The organism is Kribbella sp. NPDC048837 (genome assembly GCF_055586945.1).
Genome location: NZ_JBVJHF010000002.1, coordinates 293,530 through 313,057, shown reverse-complemented (window position 1 = coordinate 313,057; position 19,528 = coordinate 293,530). Strand labels below are relative to the sequence as shown.

The 19,528-nt window shown below is 69.2% G+C and carries 18 protein-coding genes; 4 read left to right on the top strand and 14 right to left on the bottom strand.

Going from position 1 to position 19,528, the window contains the following annotated elements; translation table 11 throughout:
* Positions 1–4: 4 nt before the first annotated feature.
* The 11 genes from ACZ6O0_RS09440 to ACZ6O0_RS09390 are packed head-to-tail and all read right to left on the bottom strand — an operon-like array spanning position 5 to position 11,034.
* Positions 5–1,231 carry an acyltransferase family protein gene (locus tag ACZ6O0_RS09440; RefSeq protein WP_465764374.1) on the bottom strand — a complete coding sequence of 409 codons (1,227 nt, stop codon included), beginning with the start codon at positions 1,229–1,231 and terminating at the stop codon, positions 5–7.
* A gap of 4 nt (positions 1,232–1,235) precedes the next feature.
* Positions 1,236–2,288, bottom strand: coding sequence for a non-hydrolyzing UDP-N-acetylglucosamine 2-epimerase (gene wecB, locus ACZ6O0_RS09435; protein ID WP_465764373.1), 1,053 nt, complete (start codon positions 2,286–2,288; stop codon positions 1,236–1,238).
* On the bottom strand, positions 2,285–3,295 hold the full coding sequence (locus ACZ6O0_RS09430) for a Gfo/Idh/MocA family protein (RefSeq protein WP_465764372.1): 1,011 nt from the start codon (positions 3,293–3,295) through the stop codon (positions 2,285–2,287). The genes wecB and ACZ6O0_RS09430 overlap by 4 nt, the downstream gene beginning before the upstream one ends.
* Position 3,296: 1 nt before the next feature.
* Positions 3,297–4,388 (bottom strand): DegT/DnrJ/EryC1/StrS family aminotransferase, encoded by a 1,092-nt coding sequence (locus tag ACZ6O0_RS09425; RefSeq protein ID WP_465765574.1) that lies wholly within the window; start codon positions 4,386–4,388, stop codon positions 3,297–3,299.
* Positions 4,385–4,996 carry an acyltransferase gene (locus ACZ6O0_RS09420; RefSeq protein ID WP_465764371.1) on the bottom strand — a complete coding sequence of 204 codons (612 nt, stop codon included), beginning with the start codon at positions 4,994–4,996 and terminating at the stop codon, positions 4,385–4,387. Before ACZ6O0_RS09420 ends, ACZ6O0_RS09425 begins: the two co-directional genes overlap by 4 nt.
* Complete coding sequence (locus ACZ6O0_RS09415) at positions 4,993–6,180, bottom strand: hypothetical protein (RefSeq protein WP_465764370.1); 1,188 nt, start codon at positions 6,178–6,180, stop codon at positions 4,993–4,995. The genes ACZ6O0_RS09420 and ACZ6O0_RS09415 overlap by 4 nt, the downstream gene beginning before the upstream one ends.
* A 4-nt stretch (positions 6,181–6,184) precedes the next feature.
* The gene (locus ACZ6O0_RS09410) at positions 6,185–6,949 is read right to left on the bottom strand and encodes a hypothetical protein (RefSeq protein WP_465764369.1); all 765 of its coding nucleotides are present in this window, start codon (positions 6,947–6,949) and stop codon (positions 6,185–6,187) included.
* The gene (locus ACZ6O0_RS09405) at positions 6,946–8,268 is read right to left on the bottom strand and encodes a glycosyltransferase (protein ID WP_465764368.1); all 1,323 of its coding nucleotides are present in this window, start codon (positions 8,266–8,268) and stop codon (positions 6,946–6,948) included. Before ACZ6O0_RS09405 ends, ACZ6O0_RS09410 begins: the two co-directional genes overlap by 4 nt.
* Positions 8,265–9,359 (bottom strand): glycosyltransferase, encoded by a 1,095-nt coding sequence (locus ACZ6O0_RS09400; RefSeq protein WP_465764367.1) that lies wholly within the window; start codon positions 9,357–9,359, stop codon positions 8,265–8,267. Before ACZ6O0_RS09400 ends, ACZ6O0_RS09405 begins: the two co-directional genes overlap by 4 nt.
* A 3-nt stretch (positions 9,360–9,362) precedes the next feature.
* Positions 9,363–10,151: an ABC transporter ATP-binding protein gene (locus ACZ6O0_RS09395; protein ID WP_465764366.1), complete on the bottom strand. Its 789-nt coding sequence runs from the start codon at positions 10,149–10,151 to the stop codon at positions 9,363–9,365.
* Positions 10,152–10,167: 16 nt separating this feature from the next.
* Positions 10,168–11,034 (bottom strand): ABC transporter permease, encoded by an 867-nt coding sequence (locus ACZ6O0_RS09390; RefSeq protein WP_465764365.1) that lies wholly within the window; start codon positions 11,032–11,034, stop codon positions 10,168–10,170.
* Between the two features lie 1,474 nt (positions 11,035–12,508).
* On the opposite strand from ACZ6O0_RS09390, the gene ACZ6O0_RS09385 reads away from it, so the two are divergent.
* Complete coding sequence (locus ACZ6O0_RS09385; protein WP_465764364.1) at positions 12,509–13,498, top strand: helix-turn-helix domain-containing protein; 990 nt, start codon at positions 12,509–12,511, stop codon at positions 13,496–13,498.
* A gap of 59 nt (positions 13,499–13,557) precedes the next feature.
* Here ACZ6O0_RS09385 and ACZ6O0_RS09380 read toward each other — a convergent pair whose 3' ends face one another.
* Both ACZ6O0_RS09380 and ACZ6O0_RS09375 read right to left on the bottom strand, forming a co-directional pair.
* Positions 13,558–14,655: an aspartate-semialdehyde dehydrogenase gene (locus ACZ6O0_RS09380; RefSeq protein WP_465764363.1), complete on the bottom strand. Its 1,098-nt coding sequence runs from the start codon at positions 14,653–14,655 to the stop codon at positions 13,558–13,560.
* Between the two features lie 5 nt (positions 14,656–14,660).
* Entirely contained in the window at positions 14,661–15,929 is a 1,269-nt protein-coding gene (locus tag ACZ6O0_RS09375) for an aspartate kinase (protein ID WP_465764362.1), read from the bottom strand.
* Positions 15,930–16,171: 242 nt separating this feature from the next.
* Here ACZ6O0_RS09375 and ACZ6O0_RS09370 point away from each other — a divergent pair, with 242 nt between their 5' ends.
* On the top strand, positions 16,172–16,498 hold the full coding sequence (locus ACZ6O0_RS09370; protein WP_465764361.1) for an ArsR/SmtB family transcription factor: 327 nt from the start codon (positions 16,172–16,174) through the stop codon (positions 16,496–16,498).
* 58 nt (positions 16,499–16,556) lie between these two features.
* The gene (locus tag ACZ6O0_RS09365) at positions 16,557–17,150 is read left to right on the top strand and encodes a dihydrofolate reductase family protein (protein WP_465764360.1); all 594 of its coding nucleotides are present in this window, start codon (positions 16,557–16,559) and stop codon (positions 17,148–17,150) included.
* Here the strand turns inward: ACZ6O0_RS09365 and ACZ6O0_RS09360 are convergent.
* Positions 17,033–18,244, bottom strand: coding sequence for an MFS transporter (locus ACZ6O0_RS09360; protein ID WP_465764359.1), 1,212 nt, complete (start codon positions 18,242–18,244; stop codon positions 17,033–17,035). The two genes, ACZ6O0_RS09365 and ACZ6O0_RS09360, sit on opposite strands and share 118 nt — an antisense overlap.
* An 87-nt stretch (positions 18,245–18,331) precedes the next feature.
* Between ACZ6O0_RS09360 and dinB the strand changes: the two genes are divergently transcribed.
* Entirely contained in the window at positions 18,332–19,528 is a 1,197-nt protein-coding gene (dinB, locus tag ACZ6O0_RS09355) for a DNA polymerase IV (RefSeq protein WP_465764358.1), read from the top strand.

Genomic DNA, 19,528 nt, shown 5'->3' with positions numbered 1-19,528 from the left:
TTCTTCATCGGGGGCCTCGGAGCTTCCGTTCCAGCGGGTGCTCGACGAACTTGTAGAGCAGCCACGAGGCGAAGATCGAGATGAGCAGGACACCGGCGTACCAGGTCAGGTTGGACCAGCCGATCGGCCCGGCCACACCGTGGTACTCCTTGATCGCATACAGGATGGTCGCGTGGATCAGGTAGAACGCGTACGACCACTGGCCGAGGGCGACCAACGGCTTGCTGCGCAGCAGCGAGCGGCCGCCGCGGGTGTCGCGGGCCGCGACCGCCAGGATCAGGAAGCCGTACAGCAGCGTGAGGACTTCCTTCTGGCACAGGCCCATGGTGATCGCGAACGGCACCTTGGCCGGGTGCGCGCCGGAGTACCACAGCAGCAGCAGACCGCCGATGGTGACCAGGAACGCGAACGACACCGGGATCCGCGGCTTCCAGCCGGTCCGCAGCGCGATCGCCAGGCCGATCCCGAACAGGAACGCGACCGAGTGCAGGATCGGTTGTGGTAGCACCGGCACGACGTCCTTGTAATGGAACAAGGCCAGTCGATAAGCCGAGCCGAGCACGATCACCGCGACACACAGGATCAGGCCACCGGCCGTCTTCAGCCTCCGCGTGGCCCGCCAGACGAACGGGAAGTACGCGTAGAAGAACGCTTCCACCGACAGCGTCCAGCCCGCCGGGTTGCCGCCGTACAGAACGGTCGGGTTGTTCGACCAGCCGTGCAGCAGGAACAGCGACAGCACCAGCACGGTGACCGAGATCGGCTTGATCCAGGACATCCCGGCCGGCGGGTCGACCCGGTAGAAGACGAAGAACGCCGCGACCAGGGTCAGGAAGTACAGCGGGAAGATCCGGGCGAACCGGCGCCGGTAGAAGGTGCGGATCTTGGTCCCCGGCTGCGCCGACCAGGTCAGCACGAACCCGGACAGCACGAAGAAGAACGTCACCCCGGAGGTGCCGTACTTCAGGAAGTCGTAGATCGGCAGCGGCGCCAGGTTGGTCATGTGGTGGCAGAACACGAAGAAGGCCGCCCACCAGCGCAGGCCGGTGAGCGACTCCACCCGAGGCAGCCGCTTGCGCGAGTCCGCCGGTGGCGGCCCCGAATTGCCCGGGAACGCACTGACCGGCGCGCCTGGCGGCGGAGTGTCCGTCGCCGTCGGCGCGGCGACCGCCGACCCAGGGGCTTCCTGGGTCGGCGGCTGCGTCTGGTCTTCTTCGGCGGCCTTCGTCATGTGGTTACTCCGCTAGGGCGGCGACGACGCGGCCGGCGGCCTGGCCATCGCCATAGGGCATCGGGCGGTCCCCCGCGGGAGCCGGCCGGGCGGCCAGCTCGGGCAGCTTGCTCACATCGGACGTGAGGACGTTCCAGCCGTCCTCCAGCGTCTCCACCCACTCGGTCTCGGTGCGCAGCGTCGTGCACACCCGGCCGAGCAGGAAGGCTTCCTTCTGCAGACCACCGGAGTCGGTCACCACACCGGCCGAGCCGAGCACGGCCGCGACCATCTCCGGGTAGGCCAGCGGCTCGCGAACGTGCAGCGAACCGTCCGGACGCTCCAGCTTGATGCCGTGCTGGGCGCACTTGGCGACCAGTCGCGGGTGCGCCAGCAGCAGGACCGGCGAACCGGCCGCGGCCAGCCCTTCGACGATTCCGGCCAGCCGCTCCGGGTCGTCGGTGTTCTCTGCCCGGTGGATCGTCGAGACGACGTACTCACCCTGCTTGAACGGGAGGTCCAGCGGCTTGTCCTCGACCGCGTCGCGGACCCGGAAGCAGACGTCGGTCATGACGTCGCCGACCAGCCGGGACTTGTCCGTCAGGCCCTCGTTGGCCAGGTGGTCCATCGCCACCTGGGTGGGGGCCAGCAGCAGGTCGGCCGCGTGGTCGGTCAGGACCCGGTTGTGCTCCTCCGGCATCCGCCGGTTGAACGACCGCAGCCCGGCCTCCAGGTGCGCCACCGGCAGGTGCATCTTCACCGCCGACAGCGTCCCGGCCAGCGTCGAGTTGGTGTCGCCGTACACGAGCACCCAGTCTGGCTGGTGCTCGTCCAGGACGGCGTCCATCGCGGCCAGCATCGCGCCGGTCTGGACCCCGTGGCTGCCGGACCCGACGCCCAGGTGGACGTCCGGGTCCGGGATGCGCAGGTCGGCGAAGAACACGTCGGACATGTTCTTGTCGTAGTGCTGGCCGGTGTGCACGATCACGTGCTGGTGCTCGGTGGCGGCGAACGCCTCCGCCACCGGCGCCAGCTTCACGAACTGCGGACGTGCCCCGACGACACTCAGGACCTTCATGACTGCGCGGACTCCCCGCTCGCGACCTTGATGGTGCGATCCTCGGCCGCCGACTGGATCACGGCCTCGGCCACCGCGACGGTGGTCAGGCCCTGCTGCAGCGTGACGATGTCGGCTTCCTTGCCCAGCACGGCGTCACGGAACGCCTCGTGCTCGGTGCGGAGCGGCTCCGGCTTGCTGATCGCGTACCGGATCATGTCACCCTCGCTGACGCCGCGGAAGTGCGCGACGTCGTCCCAGGCGGTGGCGACCGTGCCATTGGCGTGGAAGGACAGGTCGGCCGTCAGCGTGTCGGCGATGAAGGCGCCCTTCTCACCGGTGACGACGGTGAGCCGCTCCTTCATCGGGGACAGCCAGTTGACCAGGTGGCTGGTCACGGTGCCGTCGGCCAGCTTGCCGGTGACGGCGATCAGGTCCTCGTACTGGCGACCGGACTTGTGCGCGCTCTGCGCGGAGACCGAGACGAACGGCGACTGGGTCACCCAGGCGGTCAGGTCGATGTCGTGGGTGGCCAGGTCGAGCACCACGCCGACGTCGGCGATCCGGGCCGGGAACGGGCCCTGGCGACGCGTGGTGATCTGGTAGATGTCGCCCAGCTCGCCGGCCTCGAGGCGCACCCGCAGCGCCTGCAGCGCCGGGTTGTACCGCTCGATGTGACCGACCGCGCCGACCAGCCCGGCCGCCTCGAACGCCTTGGCGATCTCGGTCGCCTCGGACGAGGAACCGGCCAGCGGCTTCTCGATCATCGCGTGGACGCCGGCCTCGGCCAGCGTCTTCGCGATCTCGGCGTGGTACTGGGTCGGGACCGCGACCATGCAGTAGTCGATGCCCTCGGCGATCAGCTGCTCGATGGTCTCGTGCACCGGGCGACCGCCGGCCACACCGAACTTGTCACCGCCCGGGTCGGCGACGGCGACCAGGTCGACGCCGTCGAGGGAGGCCAGCACGCGGGCGTGGTGACGGCCCATCATGCCGAGGCCGATCAGGCCCGCCTTCAGGTTCGCCATCTCACGCACCAGCCTTCGCCACGGTGTTCACCGCGGCCACGATCCGGTTCAGGTCGTCCTCGGACAGCGAGGGGTGGACCGGCAGCGAGAGCACCTCGGCCGCGGCCTTCTCGGTCTCCGGCAGGTCCAGCTCGCGCTGGAACGAGGGCAGCCGGTGGTTCGGGATCGGGTAGTACACGCCGCAGCCGACGCCGTACTCGGTCCGCAGCGCGTTCGCGAAGCCGTCGCGGTCGTCGGTCACGCGGATCGTGTACTGGTGGTACACGTGGGTCGCCTCGGCGGCCACCGCCGGGACTCCGACACCCTGCAGGTTCGCGTCCAGGAAGGCCGCGTTCTCCTGCCGCTGCTTGGTCCAGCCGCCGACCTTGGTCAGCTGCACCCGGCCGATGGCGGCGTGCAGGTCGGTCATCCGGTTGTTCAGGCCGACGACCTCGTTCTCGTACTGCTTGAGCATGCCCTGGTTGCGGAACAGCCGCATCCGGCGCTCGAGGTCGGCGTTGGCGACCGAGTTCATGCCGCCCTCGCCGGACGTCATGTTCTTGGTCGGGTAGAGGCTGAACATGGCGAAGTCGCCGAAGGTGCCGACCGGGGCGCCGTTCCAGGTCGCGCCGTGCGCCTGGGCCGCGTCCTCGTAGATCGCGATGCCGTGCTTGTCGGCGATCGCCTGCAGGGCGGTCATGTTGGCCGGGTGACCGAACAGGTGCACCGGCATGACGGCCTTGGTCTTCTCGGTGATCGCGGCCTCGACCGCGGCCGGGTCCAGGCAGAAGTACGTCGGCTCGATGTCGGCGAACACCGGGGTGGCGCCGGTCAGCGCGACGCTGTTGGCGGTCGCGGCGAAGGTGAAGGACGGGACGATGACCTCGTCACCCGGTCCGACGCCCGCGGCCAGCAGGCCGAGGTGGAGACCCGACGTGCCCGAGTTCGTCGCGACGCACGCCCGGCCGGAGACCAGCGCTGCGCCGAACTCCTGCTCGAACGCCGCCACCTCGGGGCCCTGGGCCAGCATCCCGGACTGCATCACCCGGTCGACGGCCTCGCGCTCCTCCTTCCCGATGATCGGCTTCGCGGCCGGAATCGGCTGCACCATCAGTTCTCCTCCATGTCTTCACCGGCCGGCCGCAGCCGTCCGTCGGTTTCGATGTACGTCTCGCCCGTGTTCGGGCACTTCCACTCGCCGTTCCCGACGTCGAGCAACGGGACTCCGGCCTTGCCGACCCACTTGAGCCGACGAGCCGGGACCCCGGCGACCAGCGCGAAGTCTGGCACGTCCTTGGTCACCACGGCACCCGCGGCGACGGTGGCCCAGCGGCCGATGGTGACCGGTGCCACGCAGACGCTGCGCGCACCCAGCGAGCAGCCTTCCTTCATGGTCACCCCGACCGGTTCCCAGTCGTGGCCGCTCTTCGGCGTCCCGTCCGGGTTGACCGCGCGGGGGAAGTAGTCGTTGGTGAGCACCACGGCCGGGCCGATGAACACGCCGTCCTCGAGCGACGCGGGCTCGTAGACCAGCGCGTAGTTCTGGATCTTGCAGTTGTTGCCCATCCGGACCCCGGTCCCGACATAGGCGCCGCGACCGACGATGCAGTTCTCGCCGAGGACCGCGTTCTCGCGGATCTGGGCCAGGTGCCAGACCGACGAACCGTCGCCGATCTGGGCGCTGTCGTCGACGTCGGCGGAGGGCGCGATGCGGGCCGTCACAAGATCTCCTTCGAAATGAGCCAGCTGGTGAGTGCTTCGGCCGAGCGGCGTCCGTCGTGCAGCTCCGCCACGTAGCCGGGGCCGGCGGCCGCCCGCTCGGCGGCGGCGTCACGATCGGCGATCAGGCCGGTGACGACATCACCCAGGGTGTCGGGATCCGCCTCCACGATCGGCACCTCTCGCCCCGTCAGACTACGCACCCGGTGGCGCACGCCGTCACCGACGTATGAAACGACGATCCGCCCGGCGGCCAGTGCTTCGGCCGCCGCCACGCCGTACAGGCCGATCCGGAGTTGGTCGACAACGATGTCGGCGTCCCCGATCACCCTCGGCATCTGGTGATTGGGTACGCCGGTGATCCGCCGGTACTCGATCTCGCCACTCTGGTGCAGACCGGTCAGGACGACGTCGATCTCCTCCGTGCCCTTGAGTTTCGCGTTCGACGGGACATGCGCGACGACGGGCTTCTCGCCGGCGAACAGCGGACGCGCGGCCTGCTGCCAGGGGGCCGGGTCGATCGCGACCGGCAGCCACTGTGCGTTCGGTACGTCGTCCAGCAGATCGACCGTGGACACGAAGACCGGCAGGCCGAGGCTGTCGACCAGCTCGGCGTGCCGGCGGGCCTGCTTCTCCAGGCGCTCGGTCAGCTCGTCACCCGGGGTGAACGGCGACCAGCGCTCGCGCTTCGCGTGCCGGCTGGGCAGGCGGATGTCGGAACCGTGGAAGAGCAGCGACACGTTGATGCCGGCATCGCGCAGGGTGGCGATGTCGGCCTCGGCGTCGGGGTAGCCGCGGGCGCCGAACAGCGGGCGCAGCGACTCGACCATCACGTGGGAGTACGAGCCCAGGACGTACTGCTCCTGGGCGCGCTGCCAGCGGGGCTGGCCGAACCAGGCCAGGTCGACGCCGTAGTCGTCGGTGAACTGGAACTGGCCCTTGCGGTGCAGGGCGAACGAGACGGCGCTGACCCCGTCGATCGTGCGGGCCGCCCGGGACCAGGCGTGGCCCTGACCGGCGGAGTTGGTCGGGCCGACCAGCATCCGCACCGGGGTCGTCGCTGCCGGCGGGAACGCCGGCAGTTGCGCGTACGAGTACCGCAAGCCGCGCAGACGCCGCCGGACCGCTCCCGCGGTCCGGGCCAACGGCGCCGGCAGGTGCTCGCGGATCGAACGCGTCACCGTCATCGTGTCACCCATTACCTGCCGGGACCTTCAGCATGTCCAGCTCCCGGCGGGCCGCCGGAATCCCCAGCACGACGGGCGTACTCGCCTTGCGCTGCCCCAGGTTCCACCCGGCCCAGATCGCGCCGGCGTCCAGCGCCACCACGACATCGGCCTGCTCGATCGTGCTCATCACGTCCCGACGGCTGAGAACCCGGCCCCAGTACGTCTTCCCCAGGTCCTTGCTGGCCCGGTTCCCCCGCAGGAACTTCACCGGCGCGGAGGTCTTAATTGCCTTAGGCAACATCCGCCCGGCGATCTTCCGCCCCTTCCGGTACCGCCAAGCCACCGCCTTCCGCACCCGGTTGATCCCGGTAGCCCGCGGCTTCGCCGCGGGAGGTGGGGTGGTGGTAGAAGCACCTGCGGGCTTCTCCTCGGCGGGAGCGGCGGTGGTGGAAGCGGCCTCGTCCGCCGCATCGGCGGGGACCTCAGCCGCAGCGGGTGCGACTTCAGCTGAACCGACGACGGACTCGGGCTCGGCGACAGCTTCCGGGGCGATGACCGCGTCCGGAGAGTCGTCGGTCGGATCGGCGACCGGCTCCGGGGCGGGTGCTACCGGCATGCGGCCGGGGCCGATGAGGGTGAAGGTGTGGACCTTGTCGGCGACGGGGCCGGCGGGGGCTACCCAGCCGACGACGTCCAGCGTGACGTCCGGGTCGCCGAGGTCCTCGCGGACGGTGTCGAAGTACGCGGGCGGAAGCCGGCGCGTGCTCAGCAGGACGACGTTGGTCATGCCGCCACCCCCTTCACGGCCGCGGCCAGTGACTCGATCCGCGGATCCAGCTGCAGATCCCGCCGGTACGACGCACCGAACTCGCGCGCCTTCGCCCGGATCCCCTCGTCCGCGGTCCGGGCGGCGTGCGCGGCCTCGGTCAGCGCGGCCGCGATCGCCTCCGGTGTCACGTCGGCGACGGGGAACCACAACGGATGCCCCCGCAGTACGTCGGACGCCGCGTTCTCCGGGTCGTGCACGGACACGATCGGCAACCCGGTCGCCAGGTACTCGAACACCTTGCCGCTGGTCACGTACCGCCCCTTGCCGAGCATCAGCAGCTGGACGTCGAACTCGTCGTACGCCTTGGCGATCTCCGCCTTGCCGACCGGTCCCTCGTACGAGACGCCGTCCTCGGAGGCGTTGTTGATCGTCGCGAGCATGTCCGCCCGCGGCTGCGCGTAGTACCCGAGGTAGCCGTGGATCTTGGCCTTCGCGCCGGCCAGCTCCTCCGACGACGACCGGGCGAGCTTCCAGCCCTCGACGAACTCGGCCAGCGGCACCTTCGGCGACACGGTGCCGACGTAGCCGAAGACCAGCGGGCGGTCGGTGACCGGCCCGCGGTCGTGGGTGTCCGGCACCAGGTCCGCGTCGAACCCGTTGGCGACGGTGTGCATCCTGCCGGCCTGGGCCGGGTAGAGCTTCTCGTGCCACTCCTTGATCGGGTCGTTCACGAACCAGACCTCGTGAGCGGACTCGACCAGCTTCTTCTCCCACTTGGCAGCCCGGCTGTTCGGCTCGTGCAGCCGGTCACCGGTGAACACATCCAGCAGCCAGGCGTCGCGGTAGTCCATCACGTACCGCACGCCGAACTTCTTGTGCAGGTGGTACGCCGCGGTGAACGCGACGTGCGGGTTGGCGGTGGCGACCGTGAGGTCGACCTTGTGCGCCTGGTGGATCTTCTCGGCGGCCTTCTCGATCACCGAGCGCCACGGCCCGTACCCGGTCTCCGGGAACGGGATCTGGTCCTGCTTGGTGCGCCACTTGCTCCACAGCTTCGGGTTGGACGCCCGGCGCTTGGACCACTTGCGCAGATCGGCTTCGAGAATCGGCCACTCGAAGGGGACCCGGACGACCTCGACGGACGGGTCGACCCGTTCCTCCAGGGTCAGGTCGGCACCGGTGAACCGGTGGAAGGTCTCGCGGTCGGCCGTCAGCACGGTCACCTTCCAGCCGAGCGCGGCGAACCGGTTGGCCGTGGCCAGGGCCCGGTAGACACCGCCACCTCGGCAGGGCGGGAAGCCCCAGGCGACGTACAGCATGTGTGGGCGGTCGGTCATGCACGTCCTCTTAGTAAGTCGATGATCGCGTCGGCCAGGTCGTCGTACGGCGTGGTCGCGGACAGGTGGTCCGCGGCCCACTCAAGCGCGTGGTCGCGCAGTTTCTCCAGCTCGCCGGGATCCGCGGACCAGCGCCGCAGGGTCTCCGACGCCTCCGCCACCGAATCCACCAGGACTCCGCCACCGGACTCCTCGATCACCCTGGTCTGCCGGGGCAGGCGGGTGGAGAGCACGGGAAGACCGCTGGCGAGGTACTCGTAGATCTTGGACGGCATCGCTTCCACGAACGCCGGTGTCGGCTGGAGCATGGCGAGGCTCGCCCAGGCACCCTGGGCGATCCGCCAGGACTCGGCGGGTGGCTGGCGCCCGTGCAGCCGGACGCGGCCGGCCAGGTCGGGCTCCTCGATCCGTGCCTCGAGCCGGTCCCGGTCCGACGGTGCGACCGGGCCGACCAGGTCGAGGGACCACTCCGGCGCCGCGGCGACGGTCTCGACCATGTCGAACAGACCACGGCTCGTCCGCAGGTCCCCGACGTACACCGCGCGGGGTGCGCCGGCCGGCGGGGACGGGGCGAGGAAGCCGTGGTCGGGAAGGTTCTGCACCACCAGGCGGCGCTTGGCGTGGTGCGGTGCCAGGTGCGAGTCGGCGACCACGGTGAGATCGGCACCCGCGGCGAGCTTCGACCCGGCGCGCACGATCAGCCGCGCGGGCAGGCCGGCGGCTCCTTTGGCCCACGCCCGGTCGGCCAGCAACCGCTCGTAGTCCTCGTGGACGTCGACCACCAGCTTGCGACGCCGGACGGTGGTGACGAACCAGGTGACCGGGATCATGTCCGGGTCGACCGTCATCACCACCTTCGCGTTGGTCCGCCACGGCAGCACGGCGGTCCGCGCCAGCCGCTGGACCAGGTTGCCGCGCGGGCCGGCGTGCACAGTCGCCCCCGCGGGCCCGCCGTCGGGCTCACCGAGACCCCAGAGCTCGACGCTCAGATCTCGGTGCCGCAGCGCCGCGGTGATCTTGTGCAGGCGTGCGTCAGCGACGTCGTGACCGGTCGTGATGATCCCCACGTCCGGCGCCGCGCTACGTGCCATGGGTCAGAGATCCTCGAGAGAAACGGCTTCTGCCTCGCCGACCTGCAGGAACTTCGTGTAGGCCTGGATCACCTCGTCCGGCTCGCCCCGCATCATCAGCTTGCCCTTGTGCAACCAGATGCAGTCGTTGCACATCTCGCGGACACTGCTCATCGCGTGGCTGACCAGGAACATGGTCCGGCTGTTCGTGACCAGCTCGGACATCTTGGCCGCGGCCTTGGTCTTGAACGACGCGTCACCGGCGGACAGCGCCTCGTCGATCAGCAGGATGTCCGGGTCCATGTGCACGGCGACGGAGAACGCGAGCCGGCTGAACATGCCGGACGAGTACGTCCGCATCGGCATCTCCATGAAGTCGCCGAGCTCGGCGAACTCGGCGATCTCCTCGTACCGGGCCTCGATCTCCTTGCGGCTCAGACCGGCCGCGAGTCCACCCAGGACGACGTTCTCCTTGCCGGACAGCGCCGCGTTGAAACCGACGCCCAGTGACAGCAGGGTGGAGACCCGGCCGTGCACCTCGATCCGGCCCGACGTCGGCGGCAGGATGCCGGCGACCGCGCGCATCAGCGTCGACTTGCCGGCGCCGTTGGCGCCGATGATGCCGATCGTGGTGCCGTGGTTGACGTCGAAGGAGACGTTCTGGACGGCCTTGACCTCGCGGACCGCGCGCTCGCCACGGCCGAACCGGACGATCGCGCTCTTGAACGTCGGCACCCGCTCGAACGTGGTCCGGTAGGTGATGGACACGTCCTGCACCTTGACGGCCGGGACGTCCGACGGAGTCTTCTGCATCGGCTTCTTCTCGGTCTCAGAGACGGACAACGAACTCACGCTCCCTCGACATGAAGAACAACGAGCCGATCACGAAGGCCGCGACCGCGAAGAACGCGGCGCCGGCCCACATCTGCCACTCCGGGATGTGGCCCTTGACCAGCAGATCGGTCCAGCCGCCGAGCAGCGAGTACAGCGGGTTGTACTGGATGAAGCCCTTGAACTTGGCCGGGGCCTGCTCGGCGAACCACAACACCGGGGACATGTAGAGCCAGATCCGGACGAAGTACGGCAGGAAGCTGGTGGTGTCGCGGAAGTACACCTGCAGGGCGGCGAAGATCATCCCCATGCCGGCGGCGAAGACCGTCAGCATGATCAGGAACGCCGGGGCCAGCAGCATCGGCCAGCGCAGCGGCTGACGCATCACCAGGTGGATACCGAAGTACACGACCAGGGTCGGCAGGAAGCGGTGGAACGCCGTCCGCACCGCGGACAGCGGCAGCAGCATCCGCGGGAACGACTGGTTCATCAGCAGCTTGCCGCCGCCGACCACGCTGGCCGCACCCGCGGTCATCGCACCGGAGAAGTAATAGAAGGCGAACAGGCCGCCACACATGTGGGCGAACCGCTCCGCCGCACCGACCTTCGAGCTACCGCCCGCGATGATGTCGGTCAGCAGGTAGTAGACCAGGGCCAGCAGCAGCGGGTTCAGGACCAGCCACACCTGTCCGAAGAAGGTGTTGGTGTTGGCCGCCCGGATGTTCGTCCGGGACATCTCCGCCGCGAACTCCCGGCGCTGCCACAGTGCCTTGAAGTAGGGACGCAGCGCCGGCAGGCCGACCTTGTGCGGTTCGTACACATGCACCGACGGGTTGAACTCCTCGTCGACGCTAGTCGCGTTCATTCAGGCGACGCCTCTCTCTGCCGGAAGTCGTGTCCATGTGGCCGATCACCTGGGTTTCGGCGGTAGCCGCCCGGACGACGGCGGGCCACGCAGACCGGGAAGCAGAGTAGCGGATCGGCATCAGGGCCGACGACACAGTGGTCCTCCATAGTGAGCAACGACGTACAGACGGCTACCAAACGTCGCACCCGACTGTGTCAGCAACACCAGAGTCGTCCTTCGCCGATCGTTACCCGGAATATACATTTGACAGCCAGCGACGACCAAAACGCCTTACGGCGCACGAAAAGCGTGCTAACAGGTCGCGGGCGGCGCAGAGACCATGCTCACTGCACGTTCGGGTGAACAACAGTGGACAAGATCAAATCGCGGTCAATTCATCAGTACGACGCTCACCGCGGCGGCGAAGTTCGCCGAGCCGGCGTGATGTGTCCCACCGGCCTTGTGGCTGCGGTGGACGGTGCGAGGCGTGCGTACCGGTGTTACCGGTGGGGCCCCAGGAGGTGCTTCCTGGCCGGGGCGAGCCGGGCGGCGGACATCCTGTCCGCGCTCCCCATGGACAGCCTCACCATCCACGGAGCGCCGCTCAGCACCTCCCGGGGCCTCACTCGCGATCCGGACGGCCGGCCACGCTGGGCGGAGACGGGCCGGGCACAGGCCGGATCAGCCGGCACGATGACCAGGGCGGCGGTCATCGCGCCACGGGCCAGGGCGGCTCTCCCGGTCCCCTGCCGTCGCGAGCAGGTGCTCGGCGGAGTGCCTCGGTGTGCTGGAGCGGAGGGCTCGATGCGGATCCATCGTGCCCTTCGCTCCAGTGCAGCGAGGTGCCCGCCGAGTGCCGCGCAGCAGGCAGGGGACCGGGAGAGCCGCCCTCGTCCCCAGACGTGCTGCGATCGCCGGCAGGTGCGCGCAGCAGATGTGGGGACGGGCCCGAGGCCGGTGGGAGGCAGCGCGACCCGGGATCCCTGCAAAGATGCCCGGGCGGCCCGGATTCCCTGCGAAAATGCCGGGAGCGGTGCGCTGGGGACGGCAGTACCGAAGCGAACCACGGAACAGGGCGGAACCGGTCGCATCGGACTCTCCTCCTCATCGGCCTCACGATGGAGATGCACAGTTTGTACACCCTCCGGCACAGCCGGTGATGGCACGGGAGTGCGAGGGCACCGATGCGCCGGGATCGAGACCCAACCGAAACGGGCTCCGCTGACGTGGCAGCGAACTCGGGCCAGAATTGGAACAGCAGCCCGGCGGCGCTCAGGTGGTCCGTCGCCGGGCTGCTGGACCTCAATTCTCGCTCACACCTGCGCGGAAATGGTGGCCAGATGGTGACACGGCACAAGAATGCTGACAGGACAACAAATATCGCTAGGCGCATTCACGGCGACACGGACAGTGCGATCGGCGCTGGATCGGCCGTCTTATTCTGGAGGGACGGTAGCGGACGGTGACAGCACTCGGAAGGGAGGGGAGAGTTGTGAGCACAACGGACACGGAGCGTGCCGACCATCTCAAGGTGCTCGGACTCAGTGACGACGAGATCAAGGTCTACCAGCACCTGCTGCGGACCGGTCCGTCGTCGATCACCGAACTGGACGAGGCGGTCCCCGACCGGGCGGCCAGCATCGACTCGACACTCGGTGGGCTGGTCCAGGCGGGCCTGGCCCGGCGGTCCGGATCGGACCACTCCCGATACCTCCCGGTGCCCCCGGACGCCGGCCTGGAGGCGATGACGCTGCGCCGCGAGTCCGAGCTGAAACAGGCCCGGATCGAGGTCCTGAACGCGTACGACGAGTTCCGCCGGACCGTGCACAACGAGTCGACCACGCACCTGATCGAGGTGGTCACCGGGAGCGCGATCATCGAGCGGATCCACCAGATCAAGGGTGGAGCGCAGCGGGAGATCCTCGCCATCGACTCCCCGCCGTACTACATCGGCGGCCCGAACCAGGAGGAGATCGAGCATCTCAAGCGCGGCGTCTCGTACCGGGTGGTCTACTCGCCCGAGTCCGTCGAGGTGCCCGGCTACCTGACCGAGAACATCCTCCCGTGCGTGGAGGCCGGTGAGCAGGCCCGGGTGCTGCCCGACGTACCGGCGAAGCTGACGATCATCGACGGCTCGATCGCGTTCGTGTCGATGTCGGTGCGCGACACCGATGTGAACCGATCGCTGCTGATCATCCGGCCGAGCAGTCTGCTCACCGCCCTGATCGGGATGTTCGAGCTCTGCTGGCGCAACGCGCTGCCGCTGCACGCCTCGGTCGGCACGGAGGACGACCGGCTCGAGCCGATCGAGCGCCGGCTGCTCGCCCTGCTCGCGACCGGCGCCGCCGACGACACCATCGCCCGCACGCTCGGCATCAGCCGCCGGACGTTCTTCCGCTACCTCGAGCGCCTGATGAACCGCACCGGCGCCAGCACCCGCTTCCAGCTCGCCCTGCACGCGGCGCGGGAGAACTGGCTGTAAAGGTTGCCTTGAACAACAAAGGGCTCCCGGTGTCCGGGAGCCCTTTGTTCGTTGGGGATTCAGGCCTTGGCGGCGGCGAACTCCTTCGCGACGACCTCGGCGATCTGCGCGGTGTTCAGCGCGGCGCCCTTGCGCAGGTTGTCGCCGCAGACGAACAGCTCGAGCGCGTTCGGGTCGTCCAGCGACTTGCGGACCCGGCCGACCCAGGTCGGGTCGGTGCCGACCACGTCGGCCGGCGTCGGGAACTCACCCTCGGCCGGGTTGTCGAACAGCAGCACGCCGGGCGCGTCCCGCAGTACCTCGCGGGCGCCGTCGGCGTCGACCTCCTGGACGAACCGCGCGTGCACCGACAACGAGTGCGTGGTGACGACCGGGACGCGGACACAGGTCGCGGACACCTTGAGGCCGGGCAGCCCGAGGATCTTGCGCGACTCGTTGCGAACCTTGAGCTCCTCCGACGACCAGCCGTCGTCCTTCAGCGAGCCGGCCCACGGCACGACGTTCAGCGCCAGCGGGGCCGGGAACGGGCCGAGCCCGTTGCCGATCACCCGCCGTACGTCGCCCGGCGTGGTGCCCAGCTCGCGGTTGCCGGCCACCTTGGTGAGCTGGTCGTACAGCGCGTCGATACCCTCCTGCCCGGCGCCCGAAGCCGCCTGGTACGACGCGACGACGAGCTGCTCGAGCTCGTAGCGGTGGTGCAGCGCACCCATCGCGACGATCATCGACAGCGTCGTGCAGTTGGGGTTGGAGATGATGCCCTTCGGCCGGTTCCGGGCCGCCTCGGCGTTCACCTCCGGCACCACCAGCGGGACGTCCGGGTCCATCCGGAACGCGCCGGAGTTGTCCACCACGACGGCACCCTTGGCGGCCGCGATCGGCGCCCAGTGCGCGGACACCTCGTCCGGTACGTCGAACATCGCCACGTCGATGCCGTCGAAGGCGCCCTCGCTGATCGCGACGACCTCGACCTCCTCGCCACGGACCTTCAGACGCTTACCCGCGGAGCGCTCGGACGCGATCAGCCGGATCTCTCCCCAGACGTTCTCCCGGGTCGAGAGCAGGGCCAGCATCACCGACCCGACGGCGCCGGTCGCACCGACCACCGCCAGCGAGGGCAGGCCCGTCCGGTCTTCGGTCTCGTTGTCCAATGCGCTCACAGGGGTCACCGTCCAGTTCCTCCGTACACGACAGCCTGGGTGTGCTCGTCGTCCAGGTCGAATGCGGTGTGCGCCGCGGTCACGGCGGCATCCACCAGGTTCTCGTCCACGACCACCGAGATCCGGATCTCCGAGGTGGAGATCATCTCGATGTTCACGCCGGCATCGGCGAGCGCGGAGAAGAATTTCGCGGACACGCCCGGGTGCGAGCGCATTCCGACACCGACCACCGACACTTTGCCGATCTGGTCGTCGTACAGCAACTGCTCGTAGCCCACTTCGTCCTTCGTCCGGGCCAGCGCGGACATCGCCCGGGCGCCGTCGGCGCGGGGCAGCGTGAAGGAGATGTCGGTGCGGTTGGTGGCGACCGCGGAGACGTTCTGCACGATCATGTCGATGTTGGTCTCGGCGCCGGCGACCGTCTCGAAGATCCGGGCCGCCTCGCCCGGCTTGTCCGGCACGCCGACCACGGTGATCTTGGCCTCGCCGCGATCGTGGGCCACGCCGGAGATGATCGCCTGTTCCATCTGATCCAGTTCCTTCGCATCGACGACCCAGGTGCCTTCCTTCTGCGAGAAGGAGGAGCGCACATGGACAGGGACGTTGTAGCGCCGCGCGTACTCGACGCAACGCAGGTGCAGCACCTTGGCGCCGCAGGCAGCCATCTCGAGCATCTCCTCGTAGGAGATCTTCGGGATCTGCTTCGCGGCCGGCACGATCCGCGGGTCCGCGGTGAAGATGCCGTCCACGTCGGTGTAGATCTCGCAGTAGTCCGCCTCCAGCGCCGCGGCCAGTGCGACCGCGGTGGTGTCGGACGCGCCGCGGCCCATCGTGGTGATGTCCTTGGTGTCCTGGGCGACGCCCTGGAAACCGGCGACGATCGCGATGTGGCCCTCGCCGAGGGCCCCCTCGATCCGGCCCGGCGTGATGTCGATGATGCGCGCGTTGCCGTGTGCGGACGTGGTGATGACGCCGGCCTGCGAGCCGGTGAAGCTGCGCGCCTCGTAGCCCAGGTTGGCGATCGCCATCGCCAGCAGCGCGGCGGAGATCCGCTCACCCGAGGTGAGCAGCATGTCCAGCTCGCGCGGCGGGGGCAGCGGGGAGACCTGCTGGGCCAGGTCCATCAATTCGTCGGTGGTGTCGCCCATGGCGGAAATGACCACCACGACGTCGTTCCCGGCCTTCTTTGTCGCGACGATCCGTTGGGCCACGCGCTTGATGCAATCGGCGTCGGCGACCGAAGAACCGCCGTACTTGTGTACGACGCGTCCCACAGCTGTGTCTCCTCAAACCACTGGTTGCGGTACGCCGTGCGGCGTTGCACCAGGCGTAGTCGTTTCGGGGTCATTCTAGCCGTGACCCGCTCGTTGCCTACCGGCTGACCAGCACCTGGGCGGCTCGTCCGGCCGATCCCGACCCGGCCGGAAGGTTCCACGGCCGGGGTCGCGGCACACCGGAAGGCCTCCCGCCGGACAAGACCCTTGTTCATATAAGTCATCACTGAAATACTGGCGTCGTGCACGCGTTCGACATTCTCGGCGACCCGGTCCGGCGCCGGATCCTGGAGCTGCTCGCCGACGGCGAGCTGCCGGCCGGCAGCATCGCCGCCTCGATCGGCGCCGAGTTCGGGATCAGCCAGCCGGCCGTCTCCCAGCATCTGCGGGTGCTGCGCGACAACGGGTTCGCGACCGTCACCGTCGACGGCACCCGGCGGCTGTACGCCGTGGAGCCCGGACCACTGCGCGAGATCGACAGCTGGCTCGATCGGTACCGCAAGTTCTGGATCAATCGCTTGGATGCGCTCGAGACCGAGATCCACCGCGGCCGCCGGCAGACGCCCTGAAAACCTTCTGCGGGTGCGGTGCATCTGGGTAAGTAGTAGACCCAGAGGAGTTCGTCGCATGCGCACCATCGTCGCCAGACTCTGTATGTCGGAAGACGGCATCGTCGGCAAGCCGGACCAGTGGCTTCCCGCTACCGGTCCCGCCCTGGACCAACTGCTGACCGGCACCGAGACGGTCGTGCTCGGCCGGAAGACGTTCGAGCGGTACGCCGGTTCCGTCACCGGACTGGACCAGGCCCGCAAGCTCGTGATCGCCTCCCGCCCGGTGAGCGCCCGCCCGGACACCGAAGTACTGCAGGGTGATGCGCGGCGGGTGCTGACGGCCCTGAAGGAGGTGCCGGGTGCGGACCTGCACGTCTTCGGGAGCCTGACGTTGATCCGGTCGATGCTGCGGTGGCGGTTGATCGACGAGGTGTCGCTGCTCATCCATCCGGTCGCCGCGGGACGTGGCACGTTGCTGGATCGCCGTACCTTGCGGCTGATCTCGATGTGCGCGCGCGACGGCGGCGTACTGGAGGCGAGCTACCGCGTGCTCTACGCGACGACCGCGGCATCTTCGAGGTCGATGGATTCGGCCGGCCGGTGGGGCGGCACCCTCAGCAAGGACAGCGTCGCGAGGATGCCGAGACCGGCCGTCAGGACCCACGCGTAGCGGACGCCGAACGCCTCGACCACCGCGCCGGCCACAGCGGAGCCGGCCGCGGATCCGATCATCGCGCCGCTCTGCATCCAGCCGAAGATCTCGGTGTGCGCCGGGGTGGGCGTCAGCGTGCCCACCCGCTCGTAGAGGGCCGCGATCGTCGGAGCGATCAGGCAGCCCGCCGCGAACATCATCACCGCCAGCCCGACCACCGACGAGGTCACGAAGACACACCCCACGACCAGGACGGTCAGGGCGAGCATCCGTCGCCACGCGTAGGAGTTGCGCCGGCCCGGCAACGCTCCGCCGACCAGACCACCGGTCACGCTGCCGATCGCGGCCACCATCTCCAGCACACCGGCGATCAGCCGGTTGCCGTGCTCGTCGGCGACGGCGACCATGCCGAGCGACATCGCCGCGAAGCCCACCGCCAGGCAGAACCAGGACAGCATGATTGCGAGCCGGTACCGGTGCAGCAGCAACTGCCGTACGGTCGGCCTCGGTCCGGTGGACTCGTCGTGCGGGATCGGTGGCTGCTGCTTCAGACCGAACCACCAGATGGCCGCGGCCGCCGTGACGGCGCACACCAGCAGACCGACTCGCGGACTGGCGAAGCTGACCATCAGCGCGCCGGTCATGGGACCGATGACGAAGAGCAACTCCTGCGCTGTCGCGTCGAGTGAGTAGATCGCGCGCAACCGCGACCCCTGCACGAGCCGCGGCCAGTTGGCACGCAGGGCCGAGGTGACCGGCGCGACGAAGATGCCCGCCACCGCGGCGGCGATCGGCAGCAGCCGGAACCAGCTGTACGGCAGCAGTGCGACCACGGCCATCGACGCACCCCAGGCCATCCCGGTGCCGATCACGACCTTGCGCGCACCCCGGCGATCCGCCAGCCGCGACCACACCACGCTGGCGACCGCCGTACCGACGGAGTAGGCGCCCGCGACGACGCCGGCCCAGCCGAAGTTGCCCGCGGCATCCTTGGCCAGGAACGCCAGCGGGACCATCGTCGCCATCACCGGCATCCGCGCGACCAGAGCCGAGGCCAGCAGCGCCACCACACCGTGGGTCTTCCAGAGATCGCGGTACGCCGTCAGGTCCATGGGCTGCATTCTGTCCTGACAAACCCGGCGACCGCGTCGGGAATTCTCCCTATCTCAATTGTCGGCGGCGTATGCGAACATGTGTTCGTGTCGGATTCCCGCGCGGCGAACATCCTGCATGCCGACCTGGACGCGTTCTACGCGTCGGTCGAGCAGCGGGACGACCCACGCCTGCGCGGCCGCCCGGTGATCGTCGGCGCCGGCGTCGTCCTGGCCTGCAGCTACGAGGCCAAGGCGTACGGCGTCCGGACGGCGATGAACGGTGGACAGGCGTTGCGCCGCTGCCCCGGCGCGATCGTGGTCGACCCGCGGATGTCGGCGTACTCGGAGGCCAGCAAGGCGGTGTTCAAGGTGTTCGAGGACACCACGCCGCTGGTCGAAGGGCTGTCGATCGACGAGGCGTTCCTGGACGTGGGTGGGTTGCGGAAGATCCGCGGGACGCCGCTGGAGATCGCCCAGCGGCTGCGGGCCGAGGTGCTGTCGAGGGTCGGGCTGCCGATCACGGTCGGGGTGGCGCGGACGAAGTTCCTGGCCAAGGTGGCCAGCGGGGTCGCGAAGCCGAACGGTCTGCTCGAGGTCGCGCCGGACCGGGAGCTGGAGTTCCTGCATCCGCTGGATGTCGAGCGGCTGTGGGGTGTGGGCCAGGTGACCGCGGAGAAGCTGCGGAACCGCGGGCTCACCAAGGTCGGCGATGTCGCGATGCTGCCCGAGGCGGCGCTGGTCGCGATGCTCGGGCGGGCGTCCGGGCGGCATCTGCACGCGCTCGCGCACAACCGCGATCCCCGGCCGATCGAGGTCGGGCGGCGCCGGCGGTCGATCGGCTCGCAGCGGGCGCTCGGCGGCTCACCCAAGTCACCGGCCACGCTCGACGCCGTGCTGGCCGGCCTGGTCGACCGGGTCACCCGCCGGATGCGGACGGCGGGGCGCTCCGGGCGGACTGTCACGCTGCGCCTGCGGTTCGACGACTTCAGCCGGGCGACCCGGTCCCACACGTTGCCTCAGGCAACGGATCAGACGCGGGCGATCCTGATCACCGCGCGGGCGCTGCTGGCCGCGGCACGGCCGTTGATCGCGTCCCAGGGCATCACGATGATCGGCATCTCGGTCGGCAACCTGGAGAACGAGGCGGCGCTGCAGCTCGCGTTGCCGTTCGACAAGGCGGCGAACGACGAGCTCGACAACGCGCTCGATCAGGTGAAGGACAAGTTCGGCACCAACGCGATCACCCGGGGCATCCTGCTCGGCCGGGACCAAGGGCTCACGGTGCCGATGCTGCCGGACTGA

What these genes read in the sequence shown, in the direction of transcription:
- ACZ6O0_RS09440 (WP_465764374.1), bottom strand. Translation starts at nt 1,231, where the DNA reads ATGACGAAGGCCGCCGAAGAAGACCAGACGCAGCCGCCGACCCAGGAA.
- wecB (WP_465764373.1), bottom strand. Translation starts at nt 2,288, where the DNA reads ATGAAGGTCCTGAGTGTCGTCGGGGCACGTCCGCAGTTCGTGAAGCTG.
- ACZ6O0_RS09430 (WP_465764372.1), bottom strand. Translation starts at nt 3,295, where the DNA reads ATGGCGAACCTGAAGGCGGGCCTGATCGGCCTCGGCATGATGGGCCGT.
- ACZ6O0_RS09415 (WP_465764370.1), bottom strand. Translation starts at nt 6,180, where the DNA reads ATGACGGTGACGCGTTCGATCCGCGAGCACCTGCCGGCGCCGTTGGCC.
- ACZ6O0_RS09410 (WP_465764369.1), bottom strand. Translation starts at nt 6,949, where the DNA reads ATGACCAACGTCGTCCTGCTGAGCACGCGCCGGCTTCCGCCCGCGTAC.
- ACZ6O0_RS09405 (WP_465764368.1), bottom strand. Translation starts at nt 8,268, where the DNA reads ATGACCGACCGCCCACACATGCTGTACGTCGCCTGGGGCTTCCCGCCC.
- ACZ6O0_RS09400 (WP_465764367.1), bottom strand. Translation starts at nt 9,359, where the DNA reads ATGGCACGTAGCGCGGCGCCGGACGTGGGGATCATCACGACCGGTCAC.
- ACZ6O0_RS09395 (WP_465764366.1), bottom strand. Translation starts at nt 10,151, where the DNA reads ATGCAGAAGACTCCGTCGGACGTCCCGGCCGTCAAGGTGCAGGACGTG.
- ACZ6O0_RS09390 (WP_465764365.1), bottom strand. Translation starts at nt 11,034, where the DNA reads ATGAACGCGACTAGCGTCGACGAGGAGTTCAACCCGTCGGTGCATGTG.
- ACZ6O0_RS09365 (WP_465764360.1), top strand. Translation starts at nt 16,557, where the DNA reads ATGCGCACCATCGTCGCCAGACTCTGTATGTCGGAAGACGGCATCGTC.
- ACZ6O0_RS09360 (WP_465764359.1), bottom strand. Translation starts at nt 18,244, where the DNA reads ATGGACCTGACGGCGTACCGCGATCTCTGGAAGACCCACGGTGTGGTG.